This window comes from Lactococcus hircilactis (assembly GCF_009601015.1).
Lineage (GTDB): Bacteria > Bacillota > Bacilli > Lactobacillales > Streptococcaceae > Lactococcus > Lactococcus hircilactis.
In genome coordinates, this window is the sequence record NZ_WITJ01000002.1 from 1 (window position 1) to 21,679 (window position 21,679).

Here is a 21,679-nt window from a genome sequence, read left to right on the forward strand (position 1 = left end):
TCGATTGTCAAGGATTTTATATGATCGAACTGACTTTTTTTCGCCCTCGTTCGGTTTCCCGAACAAGCAACTATATTAGTATACCAAACCTTTTCTTTCTTGTCAATTCTTAGCTACATCTTTTTTGTGTTTTTTTGCAATCTTTTATTTTTTGGTAGGTTGTGGTGTTAGTTTTGGGGATAAAAAAAGAATAACATTGTTATTCTTCAGGTTTAGTTTCTGTGGGTTCATCAAACTCTACACGCAGTTTGACAATTCGTTTGCCATTCGTTTCAAGACTGATTAGGGTAAAATGATCATCAAAATTGTCAATTCTAAGACTTTGCTTTTCGCCACGATTAGGGATACTTCCAGTAGTAGAGACGAAATATCCTGCAATTGTATCTACATCTGCGTTTTCAAGGTGAGTGCTAAATTCTTCGTTAAAGTCGTTGATTGTCATTTTTCCTTGAACAATATACATCCGTTCATTGAGTTGATAGACTTCTTTTTCTGCAATATCTGATTCATCTTCGATCTCTCCAACGATTTCCTCCAACATATCTTCGAGCGTCACGATACCAACAACTCCTCCATATTCATCAAGAAGAATCGCCATTTGATTATGTGTCCTTCGCAGTTCGAGGATCAAATCATCTACTTTTATTGTTTCAGGAACAAAAAGTGCTTCTTGGAGCATTTCTTTGATATTGATGTCATCAAAGCCATTTGAAAAACCATATTTTAATAATTTTTTTGTATGAAGTACACCTAAAACATGATCTTTATCATCTTCATATACGGGCACTCTGGAATACGCTTCGTTTAATATTTTTTCTATGTTTTCTTTAGAATCATCGTTAATATCAATCATGAACGCATCTGTCCGCGGCACCATAATCTCGCGCGCTAACAAGCCATCAAGGCTGAAAATCCCAGCTAACATGCCACGTTCTTCAGCATCGAGCGCTGTTTCGTCAGTACTGACAAGATACTCAAAATCATCTCGCGTCATGTTTTCGTCACTGGCATCAAATTTTACGGGCAAGATTTTAACCAAGCCATTAATCGAAATGGTTAATAGCCAGATGAACGGGCGAAGGATGATTCCAACGGCTTGTAGCGGGCGGACAAATTTGAGCGCTACTTGTTCTTTAAGGGTTTGTGCAATGCGTTTTGGGAGAAGTTCACCAAAAACGATCGTAAAGAATGTCAAAATTAGTAAAATGGCAAATTTAGCGATGCTGTATGCTGCGGGTGTTGTCCCGATCATGGGCTGAAGTGCCGCGGTCAAACTGTCGGCTAAGCTTGCTCCTGCAAAGATATTTAAGAAAGTAATTCCAACTTGAATGGTTGAGAGAAACCGCGTCGGGTCATCAATCACTTTCAGTAAGTTCAGATACTGCGCATCTCCTTCACTTGCGCGCTGTTCAACACGGGAGTGATTCAATGAGACGAGTGCCATTTCACTTGCTGAAAAAAAGGCATTGAGGGCGGTAAGAAAAATTAATAATACAATCTGCAAGAGGATTTCAAAACTCTCGGGATCCGGGTTTGGCATTTTTGCTCCTAGTTTTTTACTTTTTTGAAGGTCGATATTTTTTTGGAAAGACGTTCAATAGTGTCTATTATAACATATTTCCGTCAATTATTTTACTTTTTTTCTGTTTTTGGTGGTTGCGATAGAGTCCGTTGATGAATTTGACGATTTCTTTCACTAATGAATACGTGGGTACTGCAATAATCATTCCTAAAATTCCATAAAGACTTCCTGAAATAAGCATAAGTACCATTACAGTGACTGGATGGACTTTGATGGCACTCCCAATAATTTTTGGATAGACCACATTTCCATCAATTTGTTGCAAAATCAAAACGTAAGCTGTTGCAATGACCGCAGTCCAAGGGCGATCAAACACAACGGTAAAAATCATCGGCAAAACGCCAATATAAGGTCCTGCATAAGGAATGAGATTTGTGAATCCTGCAAATAAAGCAAACAAGAAGGCATAAGGAATTCCTAAAATCGTATATCCAATGAAGACGACAACAAAAACAAGAAGTGCATCCAATGCAACACCACTGATGTACCGTGAAATGGTGTTGTTCATCGTTTCAAGTAGATCAAAAATATTTAATTTATCTTCAATCAAAACATGAGATTTTAAAAATGGAATAATTTTTTGTCCGTCTTTAATCATATAATAAAGTAAAATAGGAACTAATATCATGACCGTAGCAATGCTTGAAATCACACCTACAATACCACCAATGCTAATGGTGATATTATTAAGTAAACTGTGAAGCACATCGACATAAGAAATATTGATCTTGTTGAGTAAGCCATTGATGTCGATTTGTTTTGCCAGCTGACTAAATCGTGGGCTTTTTGCGAGAGATTCCACCCAATCTCTGACGTGTGGATAAAGATTTCCAGTTGCATTAATCAAATCTGTCAATTGATTAATGATATTTGGAATGATGGTTGCAAAAATCAAATACATGCCACCAAGTAAAACAAGAATGACAAGAAGTGCACTAATACTCCGTTTGACTTTAAATTTCTTTTCTAAATATTCAACCACAGGATTGAAAATGTAATAAAGAAACCCTGCGATGATAAATGGAATAAAAAGGAGGGCAAGAATCACGCGGATCGGCTGAAAAATAAAGCCAATTTTGGTAAGTAAAAAGATGAGGAGCGCAACGGCTAAAATTTCGATGGTCCAAAAAAATAATTTACTGGTTTTAAACATAATTTCCTTTTTCTTTTTGTTCTGGAATGTTTTGTCAGTACTGACAAAAATTAATTTTTGTGTTAATCTTTATTATAATAAATAAAAGCTCATTTCGCAAACGGGTGGGCTGCGTTTTAAATGAATCATCTCAAAAGAGGAAATTATGGGAATAAAAATCACACGTGATACGCTATCAGAGGCTTATTTTGATGCGCTAAAAATTCGAAATGCTGTTTTTGTAAAAGAACAAGGAGTGCCTTATGCGTTGGAAGTTGGAAATGCGATTCAAGAGGCTTTGGCAATTCATTTTATTTTTTATAAGCATCACGAAGCACTAGGTACTGTGCGGCTTTTGCCTGATGATGCGCACAACAGTGCAACGATTCAAAGAATGGCTGTCATTAAATCTGCACGAAATCAGCATATTGCAACGGCACTCATGGAGGAACTCCTTAATTTTGCGGCGCAACAGCACTTTGAAACACTTGTATTGCATGCGCAACTCACTGCACATGAATTTTATGAGCGTTTTGATTTTCGTGATGAAGGTGAAAGCTTTGAAGAGGCTGGAATAGCACACATTACGATGACGCGCACGCTATAAATTTCTGTCAGTACTGACAGAAATCGAAATAACGGATTTCATCGGCTGTCAGTACTGACAAAAAGCAAGCTAAGCTTGCTTTTTTAATCTTTCACTTACTTTTTCTTTCAAAACTGGTAGCACTTCTGGTTCAAACCAAGGATTTTTGGCCAACCAAATATTATTTCTAGGAGAAGGATGAACAAGGGGAAAATAGAGCGGAAGATAGTGCTGAAAATTTTTGACGACAGCTGTTGATTTTTGTGAAGTATCTAAGTGAAGATAATATTTCTGTGCATACTGTCCAATGAGCACAATCAGGTCTAACTGAGGCATTTTCTCAAATAACATTGGATGCCATTTTTGCGCAAATCCCTTTCTTGGAGGTAAGTCGCCTGATTTTCCCTTTCCTGGAAAGTAGAAATCCATGGGGACAATCGCAATTCTGTCAGAGTGATAAAACGTTTCACGATCAATTCCCATCCATGCTCTAAGGCGATCGCCAGAAGAATCATCCCAGTATTGATGCTTTTCTTGCGCGATTCTTCCTGGTGCTTGTCCGATCAAGCAAATTCTTGCGTTTTCATGCACAAAGTACAGCGGATCAATCCCTTGTGCGGTGAAGGTTTTATTTTGTTCATCTGCTTTGATGGCTTGAAAAATCTGCTCAAATGTTGTCATTTAATTTCGCTTTCAAATACTGTCCTGTGTAACTTTCAGGGATTTTTGAGACTGCTTCTGGTGTTCCTTGAGCAAGAATTGTCCCACCGCCAACCCCACCTTCTGGTCCCAAATCAATGAGATAATCAGCGGACTTAATCACGTCGAGATTATGTTCAATCACAACGATTGTATTGCCCTGATCAACCAAACGATCAAGAACCTTTAGTAGCGTCGCAATATCTTCTGAGTGCAATCCCGTCGTAGGTTCATCAAGAATATAAAAAGATTTTCCTGTGCTTCTTTTTTGTAGCTCAGAGGCCAATTTCATTCGCTGAGCTTCGCCGCCAGATAATGTCGTTGCGGGCTGCCCAAGTGTCACATAACCCAATCCAACATCAACAATGGTTTGCAATTTCCGCTCAATTTTTGGAATATGGCGGAAAAACTCAAGCGCATCTGAAACACGCATATCCAAAATTTCTGAAATGGATTTTCCTTTATAATGCACTTCAAGTGTTTCAGAGTTGTAACGTCTTCCATGACAAATTTCGCACGGGACATAGACGTCTGGCAAAAAGTGCATTTCAATTTTGATGATTCCATCGCCAGAACACGCTTCACACCGTCCGCCTTTGACATTAAAACTAAAACGTCCTTTTTTATATCCTCTTATCTTGGCTTCGTTAGTTTCAGCAAAAAGTCCACGAATATCATCAAAAACAGAGGTGTAGGTTGCAGGATTTGAACGCGGTGTCCGTCCAATCGGACTTTGATCAATATCAATCAATCGTTCAATTTCTTTGTAACCACTGATGGATTTGTGTTTTCCTGGCTTGTCTGAATTCCGATTCAACTTTTGTGCTAAGGACTTCTTCAAAATCGCGTTCACCAATGTTGATTTTCCTGATCCAGAAACCCCTGTCACAGCAGTCATAATTCCAAGCGGAAACTCGACATCCAAATTTTTCAAATTATTTTCAGAAGCACCAGTGATTTTGACCATTCGTTTTTGATCAATGGGACGTCGGTTTTTTGGTACAGGAATTTTGCGCTTACCAGACAGGTATTGTCCCGTTAAAGACTTTTTGTTTTTCATGACTTGAGTTGGTGTGCCAGATGCAATAATTTCTCCACCCAAATCTCCCGCACCTGGGCCAACATCAATTAACCAATCTGCCGCTTTCATCGTATCTTCATCATGCTCAACGACAATCAATGTATTTCCCAAATCACGCATTTTTTGTAAACTTTCAATCAACCGATCATTGTCTCTTTGATGCAGACCAATCGATGGCTCATCCAAAATGTACAGTACGCCAGATAAATTTGAGCCAATTTGAGTCGCCAATCGAATCCGTTGAGATTCCCCACCAGACAAGGTTCCTGAAGCTCTTGACAAGGTTAAATAATCCAAACCGACATTTTTTAAAAACGTCAATCGATCCTTGATTTCTTTGACAATCGGTTTTGCAATCATTTCACTTTGCTCAGAAAGTGTCAGTGCTGACAAAAATGAAAGCCCATCTCCGATCGCAAGATTAGAAATTTCACCAATATGTTTTCCATTAACTTTAACCGAAAGTGCTTGATCATTCAGCCGGTAACCATGACAAGTGGTACACGTCAGCTCTGTCATATAAGCTCGAAGTGCCTCGCGTGTATAATCACTGCTGGTTTCATGAAAACGTCGCTCAATATTATTTATCACACCTTGAAACGCCATGTTTTTATCCGAAACATTTCCAAAATCACCAACATAGTAAAAATGAAATTGACGATCGCCTGAACCATAAAGAATGATTTGTTTTTCGTCATCAGAAAGTTCCTCCCAAGGAGTATCCATATCAATCCCAAAGTCGTCACACATGCACTTAAGCATCGTAGGATAATAATTACTAGAAATCGGATTCCAAGCGGAAATCGCCCCTTGTGACAATGTTTTCGTTTCGTCAGGAACGACCAAATCCACATCAACTTCTTGCTTCAGTCCTAAACCATCACAATCTGGACAGGATCCAAATGGTGCATTAAACGAAAATAATCGTGGTTCTAACTCTGGAACTGTAAATCCACATACTGGACACGCATAAAATTCACTAAATAAAAGCGGTTTTCCATCCATTTTGTCAATCACAACATAGCCTTCTGACTGATGCAGCGCAGCTTCTACAGAATCAAATAAACGTGATCGTATTCCCTCTTTGACAACAATACGGTCAATGACAATCTCAATCGTGTGTTTTTTATTCTTATCCAGCACAGGCGCTTCTGTCACATCAAAAACTTCGCCATCCACCCGAACACGAACATATCCTTCTTTTTGGATTCGCTCAAAAACCTTCTGATGCTGCCCTTTTTTAGCACGAACAATCGGAGCCAACACTTGTAATTTCGTCCGTTCTGGTAATTCCAAAACTTGATTCACGATTTCTTCTGGAGATTGAGCTGAAATTTTACCGTGACCGTTGATACAAAAAGGTTCGCCAACACGTGCAAAAAGTAACCTCAAATAATCATTAATTTCTGTCACTGTCCCGACCGTTGAACGCGGATTTTTACTGGTCGTTTTTTGATCAATCGAAATTGCAGGAGAAAGTCCATCAATACTATCAACATCCGGTTTGTCCATATTCCCCAAAAATTGACGCGCATAAGCAGAAAGGGACTCGACATAGCGGCGTTGCCCCTCAGCATATAACGTCTCAAACGCAAGCGACGACTTTCCAGAACCAGAAACCCCTGTAACAACAACTAATTTGTCACGTGGAATCGTCACGTCAATATTCTTTAAATTGTGCTCCCGCGCACCGTGAATGATTATCTTATCTTGTGGCATTTTTGTCTTTCCTTTTTGTCAGTACTGACAATATCGTTTTTTTCTTTATTTTCAAACTTATATATGCTCTATTATATACTTTTTATCGATTTTTTCAATTTTTTATTGTTATTATTTAATATATTTCTAAAAAAAGAAAGTTGCTCATTTTTTTCTCCTAAAATGAGATTCGATTTCATCTTCGAGCGCAAGTAAATCTTCTTTGACCTGATCGCCCATCTCATGATTTGAGCGCTCAATCTCTTGGACCGTTTTTCTCGCAAGCGTCCGTGCATCCGTCATAATCGCCCGAAAATCAGCTGTCTCATCTTTCATGCGCTCATCATAAGTGGTATGAATTTCCTTTGAAAAATCATTAATATCCTGAATTAACGTCTCATGATTCTCTCGAATCCTTGCTTTTGCACGTTTAAAATATGACTTTCGTTCATCAATAATGAGATTGAGAATCATCATTTGATACGTCAAATCTGCTGTATAGCGATCACGTGAAAGTGTGTTTTCATTGATGCGGACAACTCTTCGTTGACTGCCCGAATCCGTCGCATCTTCAAAATGAATCTGCTCAAGTCGATCCATATTCAGCTGAATCGTGACACGCATGAGAATCTGCGACATGTGCAAATAATCATAAAACCATTTGATAAAATCCTCTTCTTGTTTATCAAGTCGAGCAATGGCGAGAGTATTTTCGTGACGGGCCTTACCTGCCAAATATTCCGCAAACGCGATGATAGCAGTGACAATAATAGCAATGGATGAAAGAATCGTAAGTGAAGTAATCATGCTTTCTATTATATCAAGGAAGTGCAAAAGTGTCCAAAATCGAGTCTTCTCAAAATTCCAACAGGATTTTTAACCCCTAAAACGGTATAATAAGAACAGAGAAAGTAGAAAGGGACGTTATGTCAAAAGATTATTATACTTACGTGCTACGCTGCGCGGATGGAACACTTTATTGTGGCTTTACTGATAACGTCGAAAAAAGACTGGCGACACATAACGCTGCCAAGGGTGCAAAGTACACCAAAACCAGGCTCCCTGTCACGCTCGTTTCCACTGTTAAATTTTCTGATAAATCCTCTGCGACCAAATGCGAATGGTGGTTCAAGCATAAATTAACGCGTCAAAAAAAACTACAATTGATCCAAGACGACATGATCCGAGAAACCTTTGAAAAATTCCAAGCGCGCAAAACAAAATAAATTCTTGCTTTTATCTGACAAATTCGATATAATGTAAGAGTTGTGGCGGCGTAGTGAAGTGGTAACACATGGCTCTGCAAAAGCTTAATCGTCGGTTCAAATCCGACCGTCGCCTTATTTAATATTTATATAACAATAAACATCGCTCAACAGAGCGGTTTTTATTTTTTTTTAAGATTAAAAAAATGATCCAATTTATCTGTTTTCATTCAAGTTTAAATCAGATAAAAAAACACCCAAATAACATACAAATTTGTTTTTAAGACTCCTTGAGACCTACATTTCACAATCGAGCGCTGCTCCAATCTTTTGTCACATTTTTCAAACAAAAAAGTGAGGAATCCCTCACTTTTTTATAGTTCTTCTCCATTGGATTGGATGACTTTTTGATACCACTCGAAACTCTCTTTCTTCCGGCGTTCTAGCGTCCCCTTCCCCTCATTATCCTTATCCACATAAATCATGCCATAGCGCTTTTTCATTTCTCCAGTTCCCGCAGACACGAGATCAATAAATCCCCACGGCGTATAGCCCATGAGATTGACACCGTCATATTCAACTGCGTCCTCCATTGCTTGGATATGAGCACGTAAGTACTCAATCCGATACGGATCATGAATACTGCCGTCTGCTTTTACCTCATCAATTGCACCAAAGCCATTTTCCACAATGAAAAGTGGGAGATAATCATAGCGTTCACTGAACCAATTCAACGCCCAGCGTAATCCCAAAGGATCAATTTGCCAGCCCCATTCACTTGCCTTTACAAAATCATTTTTGACGAGATCACGATCCTCCACATAGTCAAAAGTCGGAGCACCCAGCTCATCAGCCGCGTACTCTGGCAAAATTGTTCCATGACCCGGCATAATAGAAACCGTCCCGTCAGAGCTGACAGAAGCTTTTTGATCCTGAATCGCAAAGCTCATATAATAAGAAAAGCCAACATAATCCACTTTTCCTTCTGTCAGAGCTGACAGATCCTCTTGCGTGATATCCAAATTGAATTTTTTCCTATCAAAATACGTCGTCAAATACGCGGGATAATGTCCTCTCACGTGCACATCAGAGAACCAGTAGCGCCGCTGCATCGCAACCGTGCTTGCCATCATATCCTCAGGCTTACACGTCGCAGGATAAATCGAACACATCGCAATCATCGCACCAATCTGAAAATCAGGATTGATAGCATGACCGATTTTGACCGTCAAAGCACTCGCAACAAGCTCATAATGCGCCGCTTGATACATCAATTTCTCGCGCTCAAAAGCTGTCGCACCCTCAGGAAATTTCAGCCCAGAGTTTGTAAAAGGAGCAAAATCACGCAGATAATTCGCCTGATTATTGATTTCGTTAAAAGTCATCCAGTATTTGACCTTATCCTTATAGCGCGTCATGACCGTCTCAGCAAATCTGACAAAAAAATCAATCAGCTTACGATTGCCAAAGCCGCCGTATTCTGTCACCAAATGATAAGGCAGCTCAAAATGAGACAAGGTAATCACTGGCTCAATGCCGTATTTCAAGCATTCGTCAAATAAATCATCATAAAATTGAAGTCCCTCTTCATTCGGTTCTAACTCATCCCCCTTCGGAAAAATCCGCGTCCAAGCAATGGAAGTTCGAAAGCACTTTAATCCAAGCTCCGCAAATAATTTCACATCTGACTTATAGCGATGATAAAAATCAATCGCCTCATGGTTAGGATAATTTAAACCTGCAATGACCCCATCCGTAATTTGACGTTCCACGCCATTGGCACCTGCCGTCATCACATCAGCAACAGATGGCCCCTTTTTACCCGCGTTCCATCCACCTTCTAATTGATGCGCAGCGACTGCGCCACCCCACAAAAAATCTTTTCTTAATGTCATCTTAATTATCCTCTTCTAATGGATTAAAATCGTGATTAATCACGTTTTCTAACGTAAATTGTCCGTCTGCATAATGAAATTGTAAAATACAGCAGTTTTTGAGTCCCCGAGAAAGCTGGTTTCCTGTCGCTCGTGTAAAGCAAGTCAGCGCTCCACCATGAGAAACAGCGAGCACCTTACTTCTTTCAGAGCAGACCGCCATCAGCTCTGACAGCGTCTCAAACAAACGCTCCTCAACCTCCGACTGACTTTCACCGCCCGCATACTTGAAAAAATCACCATAAGGAGGCTTAGGATTCAAAAACTCAGGTTGCGCTTCAAAACGGCCAAAATTCCATTCTTTAAGCCCCTTGAGCCGTTGATAAGAAAGCCCTGGCACGACACGTTCGAGCGTATCACTCGCACGCTCTTGCGTTGAGGAATAGGCCGCATCAAAGCGGATCCCCTGCTTTAGAAAATACTCCCCTGCAATCCGCGCTTGTGCTTGCCCACGCTTAGTCAATGGCGAGTCGCTCCACCCTTGAATCAGATGGAGTTGATTAAATAGTGTCTCGCCATGCCGCATGAGATAAAGTGTTTTACTCATTTCTTTCTCTTTTCCCAAGTTGTTGCTGATGAGCGATGCTCAGCCACCCAGTTTTTCCATGGATTGTTTTGTGCTGCTATCTCTGTCTCCCAAGACAAAACTTCCTCTATCTGACTCAGCTCATCAATAGAAAAGTCTAGCTTATCAAGCGCTGCAACATTCTCTACAATCTGCGCTGGTCTTGATGCCCCGATCAGAGCAATCGTAACAGGTGAAACCCGCCTTGATGGGTCATCACGCAACACCCAAGAAAGCACCAGTTGAGGCAGACTCTGCCCACGTTTTTGAGCAATATCATTCAGAGCAGCTATTTGCTTTAATTTCACCGCGGTCAAAACACTCGCATCCATAGATGCCCCAGGTTTTTTAATCCGTGAATCCTCTGGAATCCCCTTCAAATATTTTGTCGAAAGCAGACCTTGAGCAAGTGGTGCAAAGACAATCGAGCCAATCCCGTTATCTGTCAACACTTCTTGCAGACCGTTTTCAATCCAACGATCAAACATCGAATAATTCGGCTGATGAATGAGGAGCTTAAAGCCTAGCTCTTTTGCAATGCCGACAGCCTTTTGTGTTTGCGCAGGATTATAGCTAGAAATTCCCACATAGAGTGCACGGCCACTGTCAAGTGCCGTTTTCAGCGCCCCCATCGTCTCCTCCATTGGCGTCGCAGGATCTGGCCTATGCGAATAGAAAATATCCACATACTTTATACCAAGCCTAGAAAGTGACTGATCAAGACTTGACAACAAATATTTTCTGCTGCCCCATGAACCATAAGGACCATCCCACATTTTATAACCTGCTTTTGTTGAGATAATCAGCTCATCACGCAGATTATTAGAAAAATCTTCCGATAAAATCCGTCCAAAATTAGACTCCGCGCTACCCGGTTTTGGACCATAATTATTCGCCAAATCAAAATGCGTAATGCCTAAATCAATGGCCGTATGAATCATCGCACGCGCATTTTCAAAATCATCGACCGAGCCAAAATTGTGCCAAAGTCCTAGCGAAATCGCAGGCAGCAACAAGCCTGACTTTCCGACTCTGTGATAAATCATTTTATCATAACGTTGTGCATTAGGTGTATAAGTCATTTTTTCTCCCTATTCAGTTGATTACCTTCAACTGTTTTTCAAATTTCTTCTCAGAATAAACCTCCAAATCACCCAAAGGTGCTTTGACCAGATATTCCCCAAGCTGACCAAATCCTGGAATCCGCGCTTGGTTGACCACGAGATAAATATCATAAGCATAAGCATTCGCAAAACTTGTTGGTGTCGCATAAAATAAAATCCATGAAAACGCCTGTTCTGTAGCGCTTGCAGACTCACTTTGTAGTCCATTTTCTCTCAATTTTCGCTTTTCAAGCGCCGTCATGACGAGTTTTCCTGACCAGGCCAGTTGCTTTTTTTCAAATGCATCAATCACCCAAGCTTCCTCATCTGTCGGCTTATCTGTCCCGATTTTCCAAACATCAACAACACAATCTCCCAATTTTGCTTTCATTTCATTCTTCCTTTCTAATCTAAAAAAATGACGATAAAATCCCAATGCCACCAATCACAAAGAAGATACCGAAGATCTTCAATCCTTGACCAAACCAAAGTCCACGAAATCCATCCAAATAGACGGATGGAATGCGTTTTTTTCGTGTAATTTTCCCATCTCTTAGCATCAAAATTCCAATAGCAAGCATCACTAACCCTAAAAACATACCTAGCAATTGACTTAAAATTTCATTCATCCGTTTTAACAATCCTATATTCTTTTGCAAATTTTTTAGGTGAAACGACCTTCAAATCACTCGGTCCGTTTTGGACCAAATAATCTCCGACGCGTGCTTGCCCACCAAACATCAAACTAAAGCGAAGTTGCTCAGGATGTCTGGGATGCCACATCATTGTTCCATTATCAAAATAATGCTGTACCCACTCTTCATACGCTTCATCCTCTGTGTGCGTGACACACCACGCATCGACCGTCTGTTGCCCTATGATTGCTTTCATCATGCTCTCCTTCCCAAAAAGACAAGCCCTTGGACTTGTCTTTATTTTAAGCTTTTTCAGCTTTTTCAGCTTGAATTTCAGCCTCTTGTTCTGCTTCTTCTTTTAGCAAGATATTATCGTATGCTTTTGAAAATGGCCAGTAAACGACAATCGCAATGACAAAGATCACGGCTTGCCAAAGTGCAGCTTGCCAACCTCCCGCAAGGAAGCCAGAAATAATACCTGGTGTCGTCCATGGAACAATCGCCCCTGTAAATGGAGGAATGATATGCAACATGATCACTAAATAAGTCAAAACACCTGAAATTAAAGGCATAAAGATAAATGGAACAGCAAGAATTGGATTCAAAACAACAGGCAATCCAAACAGGACAGGCTCATTGATATTGAAAATCATAGGTCCCACTTCCATCTTTCCTAACGTTTGCATCTGTACAGATTTCGCACCGACGAGGAGGAAGATGACAAGACCAATCGTCAATCCAGAACCCGTAACAGTCAGATATTGATCCATGAAAGCTTGCGTAACAATGTGTGTTGTGTGTCCGTCAACCGTTTGTCCAAGACGAAATGCCATATGATGAACGGTATCATAATGATAGACATATTGATTGTCTGCTGCATTTGCTTGAAGCAATGGTCCCATGATTCCTCCAATAATAGCGGCACCATGAACTCCAAACCACCAGATAAATACTGGCAAGAAAGCAATAACAAATACGCCAACAGGACCATCCGTCACGTGTTGCAATGGTGTTTGAATCACTTTATAAACCCACTCTACAAATGTGGTCTGCAGTCCTTTGACAAAGAAAGCATTGACCAAACCTGCAAGCGTGATAATCACTGCTGCTGGAATCAAGGCAGTAAAGGACGCTGATACATTTGATGGGACTTGTTCAGGCATTTTAATCGTAATATTACGACGTAGAAATCCAGTGTAAAGAAACCCAACCAAAAGGCCAACAATAATCGAAAGAACCATTCCTTGACCGCCAAGCCACGTCCGATTGATAACACCAGTAACTTGATAAGCCGTTGAAGTCTTCGTTGGATCTGTGATTGAGACAACTGACTTAATCGTATCAGGTTGAAGCAAGATGTGACAGATAATCCCTGTCAGCCCTGCTGAAACACCTTCAAAACCTGCATCTCTAACATAAGAATATGAAATTCCAAATACTGCAAGAAGGGCCATAATGCCAAAAGACGCGTTGTTGATTTGTCCCATGAGCGGGCCCCATCCTGAATTATTAATCGCAGTAGCGAGTGCTGGGATAGGAAGGTTGGCCAAAATCAAGAAAACCGAGCCGATGATAATAAATGGAATAGGATAAATCATCCCATTCTTGATTGCACTAATGGCACGTGTATTCAAGAATTTCATCATCGGAGGCATAACTTTGTTTTGAATAAAATCATTCATTTTAATAAATGCTCCTTATATAATATTTAATACAATATTCGTCACAACACTCCATTTGATTTCTTATTCATCGTGATGTCTGCGCAAAGATAAGGAACTTTAGTGATCGGTTAAAGTGTGTTCTCAAGTGTGTGGCATAATCTATTACAAGACTATTTTATATTAAATAGCTCTCATTTTCAAGCGCTTACACATATTTTGGATTACAATTTTTGATTTTGGTACAGTTCCATTTTAGGTACGAAATGTACCAAAATATCAAAATATTCAAATAATTATTTTTAAAAAAAGATATTTTTCTATCGTTCATTCTTTCATTTTCCGATAAACCAGCTCTGAGAGTTGCTCAATTAAAAAAACAGCAGGCAGTTGACTCGAAAGGTCAAAATGAAGATCCACACGTCTTTCTTCTACAATATAAGGCAAAACAATATCGCTTAAATCAGCAATCGTAGATTTTGATCTTCCCGTTATTGAAGCAATCGTAATGTCTTTATTGGTTCGCAATTGAGTTAAAACCTCGATAATTTCATTTGTTTCACCAGAGATAGAAAGTGCAATGACAAACGTATCTACTGTATTTCTTAATTTTGAAGCAATCGGATAGGTCACATCACTAAACGAAAAACTATTAATTCCAATGCCTGCAAAGCGTCTTGAAGCATAATCACAAATTAAACCACTTGCTCCAATTCCTGTAAAAATCAAATGATCAGATTCTACAATTTGTCTAGCCATGTCTTCCAAAATATCTGAGAGATTATCTGGATAATCTTTTAAAGAAAATTGATAAAAATTCGTTTCATTATATGCGTTGATTTCATTTTTCTTGAGATAGGTTTTAAATTCATTAAAAGAATTATATCCCATTTTATGAATCAATCGCATCACAGATGATGATCCCGCATGAGCTTGTGTTGCAATTTCTCTCACATGCATGTACGGGATTTTATCTGTATTATTTTTTAAATAATTATAGATGACGCGTTCTGTGTACGTTAGATTTTGAAAATCAATATTGCCAAAAAATCCCATGATTCACTCCTTTCATTCTTTTTTTAATTATAGCAAAAAAAGTTTCCGATGAAAGAAAAGAGCTGCAAAGCAACTCACTCTTTTTAAAATTATTTATTTTCAAGTGCTTGCAGTCGTTTTTCTTGACCCACCACTTCTCCAGCGAGATCTTTAAACGTGATTGCATTCATGAGGTGATCTTGAGCATGGACCATATAGAGGTTCCAGCCTATTTTTTCACCTTGTGCCAAGCGTGTTAAAAGGTCTGTTTGAACATCATGAGCATTGCGCAACTCGTCGCTCGCTTGTGCTAAAGATTGTTCAGCAGCTTCAAAATCACCTGATTTTGCTTGTTGAATCGCTTGAAAAGCAAGTCCTTTAGCATTTCCACCACTCATGATAATTCCCATGACAACTTCCATGTACTCATCACTTGTCGGATTTTCGTATTTATCACTCATTTCTTTCTCCTTTGATTTGTTTCATTTTCTGAAACAAATTTTTTATTTTTTGACATAACAAAGGAGCTTCACGCTCCTTATTATGATTCATTCAATTATTCACCCATCAATGCTTGTGCAGCAACGAGGACTTTATCTCCACGCATCATGCCATAATCTTGCATTTTGATCACGTCCATGGGAACTCCAGCGGCAGCAGCTTTTTTAGAAACTTCACCTTTCATGAAAGCCACTTGTGGGCCTAACAACAGAACATCGGGTTTAGCTGAACCTACTCCAGCAAGCATATTGTCAATATCAGCTGTTGATTTTGCAAAGATTTCATAATCTTTTCCTTTTTCAGCAGCAGCTTTTTGCATTTTTGAAACTAATAATGATGTTGACATTCCAGCAGCACATGCAAGTGCGATAACTTTTTGAGCCATATAGCAAATCCTCTTTCATTTTATCGGAAAATAATTCATATCCTCTTTTTTATAACTCTATTATATCGCTTTCACTATGTAAATGCAAGCGTCATCATCGTTATTTTTACGGTCTCTTTTCTTCCCTATAAGCGTGTACGAGCCTTTTATTATAAGCTTTTTTCTCTTCTTTCATTTTTCAAAAGAAACTTGTTTCTAAGATAAAAAACAAAAATCATGTGGTTTTTCACACATGATTGTATTCATTTTTATTTTTTATTCAAATTATAAAAAGTTTCCAACTTCCATGGTTTTATTATGCCGCGTCAAAAAATCTCTCACGCGTGGATTTTTTGGTGTGTAAAAAACATCTTGTGGTGTTCCTTCTTCAATAATTTTTCCTTTTTCAAGAAAGAGAACTTTACTTGCAACATTATAGACAAAATCCATTTCATGACTGACGATGACCATCGTTTGACCTTGCTTTGCAAGATTTAAAATGGTTTCTTGAACTTCAAAAACAAGCTCAGGATCAAGTGCACTTGTAGGTTCATCAAGCAATAGAAGTTTTGGATTCATCGCAACTGCACGCGCGATGCCAACCCGTTGTTTTTGCCCTCCGGATAAGAATTTTGGATAATAATCCATTCGTTCGGCAAGTCCAACTCCTTTAAGTGTCTCCTCAGCAATTTTTTTTGCTTCTTCTTTATTCATTTTCTTGACTTGAGTTAAGCCTTCCATGACATTTTCAAGCGCTGTTTTTCGTTCAAAAAGATTAAATTGTTGAAAAACCATCGCTGTTTTTCTTCGAAGCTCTAGAATTTCTTTTTTCGTTATTTTTGAGAGATCAACTTTGAAATCATCAATTTCAATAATGCCAGAATCTGCTTCTTCAAGATAATCAATTGATCGTAAAAAAGTCGATTTACCTGCTCCAGATGCCCCAATGAGCGCAACGACATCTCCCTCATTGATTTCAAGATTCAAACCATCTAAAACTTTTACGCCAGAAAATTCCTTGGTTAGATTTGATATTTTGATCATTATAATCCTCCTCTATCCAATGGATTACTGTTTCTTGAGATTCTGATGGTCGTTCGTATTTTCCGATTGCCTTCTGACATATCAATTTCGAGACTCTTTTCAATCCAACGGATCAAAAGTTCAAGAATAATACACATTGGCCAATAAAGTAAAGCAAGTGCACAGTAGGTTTCAAACTGTCTAAAATTTGACCCTCCGATGATTTGAGCTTGAGCGGTCATTTCAACAACGCCTGCTACAAAGGCTAAAGACGTTGTTTTCAAAAGGCCAATCAAGGCATTTCCAAGTGGAGCTGTGGCTACTGTCAACGCTTCTTTAAAGGTCACGCGCATGAAAACTTGAACATTCGTCATTCCAAGTGCTTTTGCTGCTTCAATTTGCCCACGATCTACGGATTGGATCGAACTTCGAATGGTTTCAGATCCGTATGCTGCTTCATTAAGAGAAAATGTAATGATGACAAATAGCATTGCAGGAATACTATTCACATTATAATTTGTCCCATAATTCATATTAATGGCTTTTAAAATCAAAGGAATTCCTGTATAAGTCAAAAAGAGTTGAACGATAATCGGTGTTCCTCGAATAAAACTAACAAAAAGTGCACGCAATTGATCTAAAATAGGAATTTTGTTCAATTTAATTAAAGCTAAAACGAGTCCTAAAATCAAGCCAATCAGCATCGCAATAAAAGTGATAATAATAGAATTTGGAATTTGTTTTGCAATCGGGCCAAAAGCAGATAGAAAAGCTTTCCAACTAAAGATTTTTGTAAAGAAAATATTCCAAAACTCACTAAAACTGTATTGTCCCTGAATCACTAAAAAGGGAATACTTGGCAAAAGGAGGATTATAATGAGCAAAATCACACCCAAAAGAATTTTTTTATTTCGTGTCATTTCTTATTTTCCATCCCTTTCAATCGAATTCAAAAAATGTATGCGTTCGTTCATCTCACCCTCCACCTTAATCGTACTCAATCTTTCTTATCTTTTCAATTAAAAAGACTTGCATCTGGGACAAAATTCCCGCCAAGATATTTTTTAGAAAGTTGCTTTAATGTTCCGTCTGCTTGAAGTTTTTTGAGCTGTGCATCCACATCTTTTTTGAGCTGTTGTCCTGTTTTATCCTGTCCAAAGATAAAATATTCGTAACCATCATGGGCTGGATCTCCAGTCGTATCATTAATGCTTTGAACTTTTAGATCATCAAATCCTTGTTCTTTAATGGCTTGTGTCAGGGAAATTTTATCATAAAGCATAAAATCAATTTTTCCAGATTCAATTTGGTTTAATCGTGTATTGATAGACGTTTGATCTGAAGCAAAGTTAATCATGATTTTTTGATTAGGATGAGCTTGATTCCAACTTTCAATTTCTTTAGAATAATTTGATGCTGGATTTCCAATCGTTGATTTTCCAGCCAATGAGGCTAAATCTGTATAATGTCCTTTTTTCACAGCGACTGCATCGTTAGATTTTGAGATTGGACTTGAAAAATTAAAAGATTGTGCACGTTCTTTGGTCCATCCAAAATCATTTGCTCCCATTTGATAACGTCCACTTGTGATGCCTGGTGTGATGCCTGAGAAATCAACCGTTTGGAATTTTACATTGTATTGCGGAAGCTTTGCAAATACAGCTTTGGCGACCTCAATGTCATAACCCGTCAAATTACCTTGTCCATCTGCATATTCAAAGGGTTTGGTTGATCCGTCTGATGCAACAACAATGGTGGTTTTATTTTTTTGATGCGATGACGTGTGATTCGCATTTTTTGAACCGCATGCTGCAAGTGTTGTCAATGCGACAATACTGAGTGCAACAAGTGATATTTTTTTTATTTTCATTCCAATACTCCCTATTTTTTAAATTACTCATTATTTTATCATGTTCCTTTTGACTTCGTCATAACTTTTTTTTATCATGGTTCTGAAATGATTTTATGGCGAAAATTTACGTTAGAAAAGGGCCGGATTTTGATCTTCAAAAAAAACATTCCTTTTGAGAATGATCTTTTTTATGAATCTTGAACTACAAAATCAATGGCTTTATGAGATAAAATTTCTAAAATCGCAAGGACTGGAAGTTGGGTGGTCAAATTGCCAAGAGGATATTGTTTGGACCACTCCATCACGAGATTATAAGAAATTTGGAGATCGGCCAATTTGGCAACGGTGGTGTCCTCGTTATTTGTGATCGAAATGATTTTTGCCCCTTCTGCTTTAAATTCAAGTTCCTTATTGACGACTTGGTCCGTTTCTCCTGAGACGGATAAAATGACTGCGACCACCTCTCCAAGTCCTTTGACCTGAATGGCTTGAAAAGGATCAGAAATCACAAAACTCCGAATGCCTGTATTCACAAAATATTTTGTTGCGTAATCGCTCAGTGATCCTGACGTTCCAAGACCTAAAAAAACAGTATAATCTGCTTTAGCAATCATTTTTGCTGCTTGATTGAGTTTGTTTTGGTACTGCTGTGTGTTCATTCGGCGCAAAAACATGTCAAACTCTAACATATTGTCATAGTGTTGTTCTTCAGGCGTTTTTTCTCGAAATTGACCTTTAATGTAAAATTTCAAATCTGCCCATCCTTCAAACCCAAGTTTCGTACACAAACGAACAATTGTTGAGGTGGAGACGTGGACTTGACTGGCTAAATCTCGAATCGTCATTTCCTGTATTTTTTCAGGTGATTTAATGATGAAATCAAAAACAAGGGATTCAAGAGTGTTGAGTTTGCTTACTTCTTCTGGTTGAAACATCATTTTCCTTTCAATAAGTGTTGCCATAAACCGCTTTGTTTAGCGTCCAAATATGAGGGCGCGTCCCATGCCAATCGTTTCGCGAACATAAAAATAGCTCAGTGTGATAAGACTTCTTTGTGGCGTTTTTGCGGCGTATCCTGTCAGTTTTAATCCTTGTGCTTTAGCAAGAGTAAGACTTCGGGCTAAATGAAAATCACTCGTGATTAATAGTGTTTTTTTACTGCAAAAAATTTTTGAATTTCTAAGATTAGTGTAAGTGTTTATAGCGTGGTCTTCTTTGATTATTCTGTCAGTACTGACAGAATGTTTTTCTAAGTATTTTTCCATGCCGTAAGCTTCAGAAACGGGTTCATTTTTTCCTTTTCCACCAGAAAGAACAATTTTTGCATGAGGATTGAATTGAGCTACTTTGAGTGCTGCATCCAATCTGCTTTTGGTAACTGGTGTAGGAAGTGGATTTTTTGAACTGCCTGTAATCTCTGAGCCTAGAACTAATATCGTCTGATATCCGCTCAACCGTGTCGGACGATCATTGACTTTTGAACATACAAGACCCAAACAAAACAAAAAATAGAGAAAGATGCAGCCCGTTAAAAATACAAGCGCTTTTAAACCCCTGTGATTAAAACGTCTGTTTTTTACTTTCACGTTTTTTGCGGTTGTTTTTATTTCGTGCAGCACGACGTTTTTGTTTATTTTCTTCTTCAACGGCCCATTTGATTGCACGTTTATAGCCTGGTTTTACGTGTTTGCGTTTTTTAGCTTTGGCCAGTGCTCCTCTAGTTGTTGTTGATAATTCATCTTGTTTTTTGGTTCGATTTTCACGACGATCGCGATCGTAAGAAGCTACGATTTCACCATTTTTGATGGCTTTAGGCTCAAAGGTGACATTCATTTTCTCAATTTCTCGAATGGCAGCATCATCTGATGGTGCATACAGTGTAATTGCTGTCCCAATCAAACCATTTCGTCCAGAACGTCCAACACGATGAACAAAGAATGTCAAATCTTTAGGAATTTCGTCATTGATAATATGAGAAACTCCTTCAATATCAATTCCTCTGGCAGCAATATCAGTGGCCACAACATATTGATAATCCAGATTTTTGATGCTATTCATGATTCGTTTACGCTCACGTGGAGGAATGTCCCCATGAATTTTGGCAATTTTTAATCCATTACTTGATAAAAACTGGTGAATTTCATCAACCCGATCTTTTGTATTCGCAAAAATCATACACATGTATGGATTGATGATTTTTGTGATTTTTAAAAGCAACTCGTTTCTTGAAACACCTTTTGTTGAAAGTAACCAATTTTCAATCGTGTCAGCAATGACAGCATGATTTGCAATTTTTTCCATCAGTGGATGATGCAAATATTTTTTCAAAAATGGTTGTAATTTCTGTGGAATTGTCGCAGAGAAAACAAGCATTTGAACGTGTTTGCCAAAGCTTGATGCAATCCGATCGACATCTGTCAAAAATCCCATATCCAGTGTCATATCTGCTTCATCCACTACAAAAGTGTGTGCGGTATGCACCAATAGTGCGTTTGATCCGATTAAATCATGGATTCGACCTGGTGTTCCGATGACCAAATGTGGCTGATTTTGCTCTAATTTCTTGATTTGACGTGCTTTATCTGTCCCTCCAACATAATTTGAAATGCGCAAAGCAGGATTGAATTTTGTGAATTCTTGTGCGGCATGATAAATTTGTGTGGCAAGTTCGCGCGACGGGGCAGTAATAACCGCTTGAACCTCTGCTTTTTCCGGATCAATTGATTGCAAGATGGGTAGAAGAAAGGTGTGCGTTTTTCCTGATCCTGTTTTTGATTCTCCTATCAAATCACGTCCTGAAAGAACAATCGGAATTAATTTTTCCTGAACTTCTGTTGGCTGTGTAAAGCCAATCGCTTCTAACGTGTCGTTGATATAAGATTTAAATTTAAAGTCTGTGAATTTCATGATTTTCTTTCTGTTTTTTAACTTTTTTCATTTTCTTTGACGCAGCTTTTCCACAAAAGGCGGACTCATCCAGGATAAAAAAGAGGAGGACCACTGGGTAAACGAAATAAAAAAGA

23 protein-coding genes and 1 tRNA gene are annotated in these 21,679 nt (G+C 38.7%); 3 read left to right on the forward strand and 21 right to left on the reverse strand.

All coding sequences use genetic code 11. The annotated features are described in order from the left end of the window. Window positions 1-199: 199 nt before the first annotated feature. A complete protein-coding gene (locus tag GHI93_RS01060) occupies window positions 200-1,540 on the reverse strand; it encodes a hemolysin family protein (protein WP_153494801.1) in 1,341 nt (446 codons plus the stop codon). 67 nt (window positions 1,541-1,607) lie between these two features. Then, on the reverse strand, window positions 1,608-2,735 hold the full coding sequence (locus GHI93_RS01065) for an AI-2E family transporter (protein ID WP_153494803.1): 1,128 nt from the start codon (window positions 2,733-2,735) through the stop codon (window positions 1,608-1,610). A gap of 145 nt (window positions 2,736-2,880) precedes the next feature. Here GHI93_RS01065 and GHI93_RS01070 point away from each other — a divergent pair, with 145 nt between their 5' ends. Next, window positions 2,881-3,321 (forward strand): GNAT family N-acetyltransferase, encoded by a 441-nt coding sequence (locus GHI93_RS01070; RefSeq protein WP_153494804.1) that lies wholly within the window; start codon window positions 2,881-2,883, stop codon window positions 3,319-3,321. 69 nt (window positions 3,322-3,390) lie between these two features. Here GHI93_RS01070 and GHI93_RS01075 read toward each other — a convergent pair whose 3' ends face one another. The 3 genes from GHI93_RS01075 to GHI93_RS01085 all read right to left on the reverse strand — a co-directional run bounded on the left by GHI93_RS01075 (window position 3,391) and on the right by GHI93_RS01085 (window position 7,585). Next, window positions 3,391-3,981, reverse strand: coding sequence for a uracil-DNA glycosylase family protein (locus GHI93_RS01075; protein ID WP_153494806.1), 591 nt, complete (start codon window positions 3,979-3,981; stop codon window positions 3,391-3,393). Beyond that, the gene (gene uvrA / locus GHI93_RS01080; protein ID WP_153494808.1) at window positions 3,968-6,799 is read right to left on the reverse strand and encodes an excinuclease ABC subunit UvrA; all 2,832 of its coding nucleotides are present in this window, start codon (window positions 6,797-6,799) and stop codon (window positions 3,968-3,970) included. Before uvrA ends, GHI93_RS01075 begins: the two co-directional genes overlap by 14 nt. Window positions 6,800-6,943: 144 nt before the next feature. After that, window positions 6,944-7,585: a hypothetical protein gene (locus GHI93_RS01085; RefSeq protein WP_153494809.1), complete on the reverse strand. Its 642-nt coding sequence runs from the start codon at window positions 7,583-7,585 to the stop codon at window positions 6,944-6,946. 119 nt (window positions 7,586-7,704) lie between these two features. Here GHI93_RS01085 and GHI93_RS01090 point away from each other — a divergent pair, with 119 nt between their 5' ends. Then, the gene (locus GHI93_RS01090; protein WP_153494811.1) at window positions 7,705-8,004 is read left to right on the forward strand and encodes a GIY-YIG nuclease family protein; all 300 of its coding nucleotides are present in this window, start codon (window positions 7,705-7,707) and stop codon (window positions 8,002-8,004) included. A gap of 44 nt (window positions 8,005-8,048) precedes the next feature. Further along, a tRNA-Cys gene (locus GHI93_RS01095) sits at window positions 8,049-8,119 on the forward strand. A gap of 238 nt (window positions 8,120-8,357) precedes the next feature. Here the strand turns inward: GHI93_RS01095 and GHI93_RS01100 are convergent. From GHI93_RS01100 to GHI93_RS01175, 16 genes are all read right to left on the reverse strand, one after another. Beyond that, complete coding sequence (locus GHI93_RS01100; protein WP_153494813.1) at window positions 8,358-9,878, reverse strand: 6-phospho-beta-glucosidase; 1,521 nt, start codon at window positions 9,876-9,878, stop codon at window positions 8,358-8,360. Window position 9,879: 1 nt separating this feature from the next. Next, window positions 9,880-10,464, reverse strand: coding sequence for a histidine phosphatase family protein (locus tag GHI93_RS01105; RefSeq protein WP_153494814.1), 585 nt, complete (start codon window positions 10,462-10,464; stop codon window positions 9,880-9,882). Beyond that, a complete protein-coding gene (mgrA, locus tag GHI93_RS01110) occupies window positions 10,461-11,564 on the reverse strand; it encodes an L-glyceraldehyde 3-phosphate reductase (RefSeq protein ID WP_153494816.1) in 1,104 nt (367 codons plus the stop codon). Before mgrA ends, GHI93_RS01105 begins: the two co-directional genes overlap by 4 nt. 13 nt (window positions 11,565-11,577) lie before the next feature. Then, the gene (locus tag GHI93_RS01115; RefSeq protein WP_153494818.1) at window positions 11,578-11,976 is read right to left on the reverse strand and encodes a hypothetical protein; all 399 of its coding nucleotides are present in this window, start codon (window positions 11,974-11,976) and stop codon (window positions 11,578-11,580) included. Between the two features lie 19 nt (window positions 11,977-11,995). Then, the gene (locus GHI93_RS01120) at window positions 11,996-12,214 is read right to left on the reverse strand and encodes a hypothetical protein (RefSeq protein WP_153494819.1); all 219 of its coding nucleotides are present in this window, start codon (window positions 12,212-12,214) and stop codon (window positions 11,996-11,998) included. Further along, window positions 12,207-12,476: a hypothetical protein gene (locus tag GHI93_RS01125; RefSeq protein ID WP_153494821.1), complete on the reverse strand. Its 270-nt coding sequence runs from the start codon at window positions 12,474-12,476 to the stop codon at window positions 12,207-12,209. The genes GHI93_RS01120 and GHI93_RS01125 overlap by 8 nt, the downstream gene beginning before the upstream one ends. 46 nt (window positions 12,477-12,522) lie before the next feature. Continuing rightward, the gene (locus tag GHI93_RS01130) at window positions 12,523-13,902 is read right to left on the reverse strand and encodes a PTS sugar transporter subunit IIC (RefSeq protein ID WP_153494823.1); all 1,380 of its coding nucleotides are present in this window, start codon (window positions 13,900-13,902) and stop codon (window positions 12,523-12,525) included. 306 nt (window positions 13,903-14,208) lie between these two features. Further along, a complete protein-coding gene (locus GHI93_RS01135; protein ID WP_153494825.1) occupies window positions 14,209-14,937 on the reverse strand; it encodes a MurR/RpiR family transcriptional regulator in 729 nt (242 codons plus the stop codon). Between the two features lie 89 nt (window positions 14,938-15,026). Beyond that, the gene (locus GHI93_RS01140) at window positions 15,027-15,377 is read right to left on the reverse strand and encodes a PTS lactose/cellobiose transporter subunit IIA (protein ID WP_153494827.1); all 351 of its coding nucleotides are present in this window, start codon (window positions 15,375-15,377) and stop codon (window positions 15,027-15,029) included. 95 nt (window positions 15,378-15,472) lie between these two features. After that, window positions 15,473-15,802: a PTS sugar transporter subunit IIB gene (locus GHI93_RS01145; protein WP_153494828.1), complete on the reverse strand. Its 330-nt coding sequence runs from the start codon at window positions 15,800-15,802 to the stop codon at window positions 15,473-15,475. Between the two features lie 264 nt (window positions 15,803-16,066). Continuing rightward, window positions 16,067-16,825 carry an amino acid ABC transporter ATP-binding protein gene (locus GHI93_RS01150; RefSeq protein ID WP_153494830.1) on the reverse strand — a complete coding sequence of 253 codons (759 nt, stop codon included), beginning with the start codon at window positions 16,823-16,825 and terminating at the stop codon, window positions 16,067-16,069. Continuing rightward, window positions 16,825-17,724 carry an amino acid ABC transporter permease gene (locus GHI93_RS01155; RefSeq protein WP_153494831.1) on the reverse strand — a complete coding sequence of 300 codons (900 nt, stop codon included), beginning with the start codon at window positions 17,722-17,724 and terminating at the stop codon, window positions 16,825-16,827. The genes GHI93_RS01150 and GHI93_RS01155 overlap by 1 nt, the downstream gene beginning before the upstream one ends. A gap of 95 nt (window positions 17,725-17,819) precedes the next feature. After that, entirely contained in the window at window positions 17,820-18,674 is an 855-nt protein-coding gene (locus GHI93_RS01160) for a transporter substrate-binding domain-containing protein (protein WP_153494833.1), read from the reverse strand. 170 nt (window positions 18,675-18,844) lie between these two features. Beyond that, the gene (locus tag GHI93_RS01165; protein ID WP_153495144.1) at window positions 18,845-19,594 is read right to left on the reverse strand and encodes an SIS domain-containing protein; all 750 of its coding nucleotides are present in this window, start codon (window positions 19,592-19,594) and stop codon (window positions 18,845-18,847) included. Window positions 19,595-19,630: 36 nt separating this feature from the next. Beyond that, entirely contained in the window at window positions 19,631-20,110 is a 480-nt protein-coding gene (locus GHI93_RS01170; protein WP_170272356.1) for a YdcF family protein, read from the reverse strand. A gap of 106 nt (window positions 20,111-20,216) precedes the next feature. Then, complete coding sequence (locus tag GHI93_RS01175) at window positions 20,217-21,563, reverse strand: DEAD/DEAH box helicase (RefSeq protein ID WP_153494836.1); 1,347 nt, start codon at window positions 21,561-21,563, stop codon at window positions 20,217-20,219. Between the last annotated feature and the right edge of the window lie 116 nt (window positions 21,564-21,679).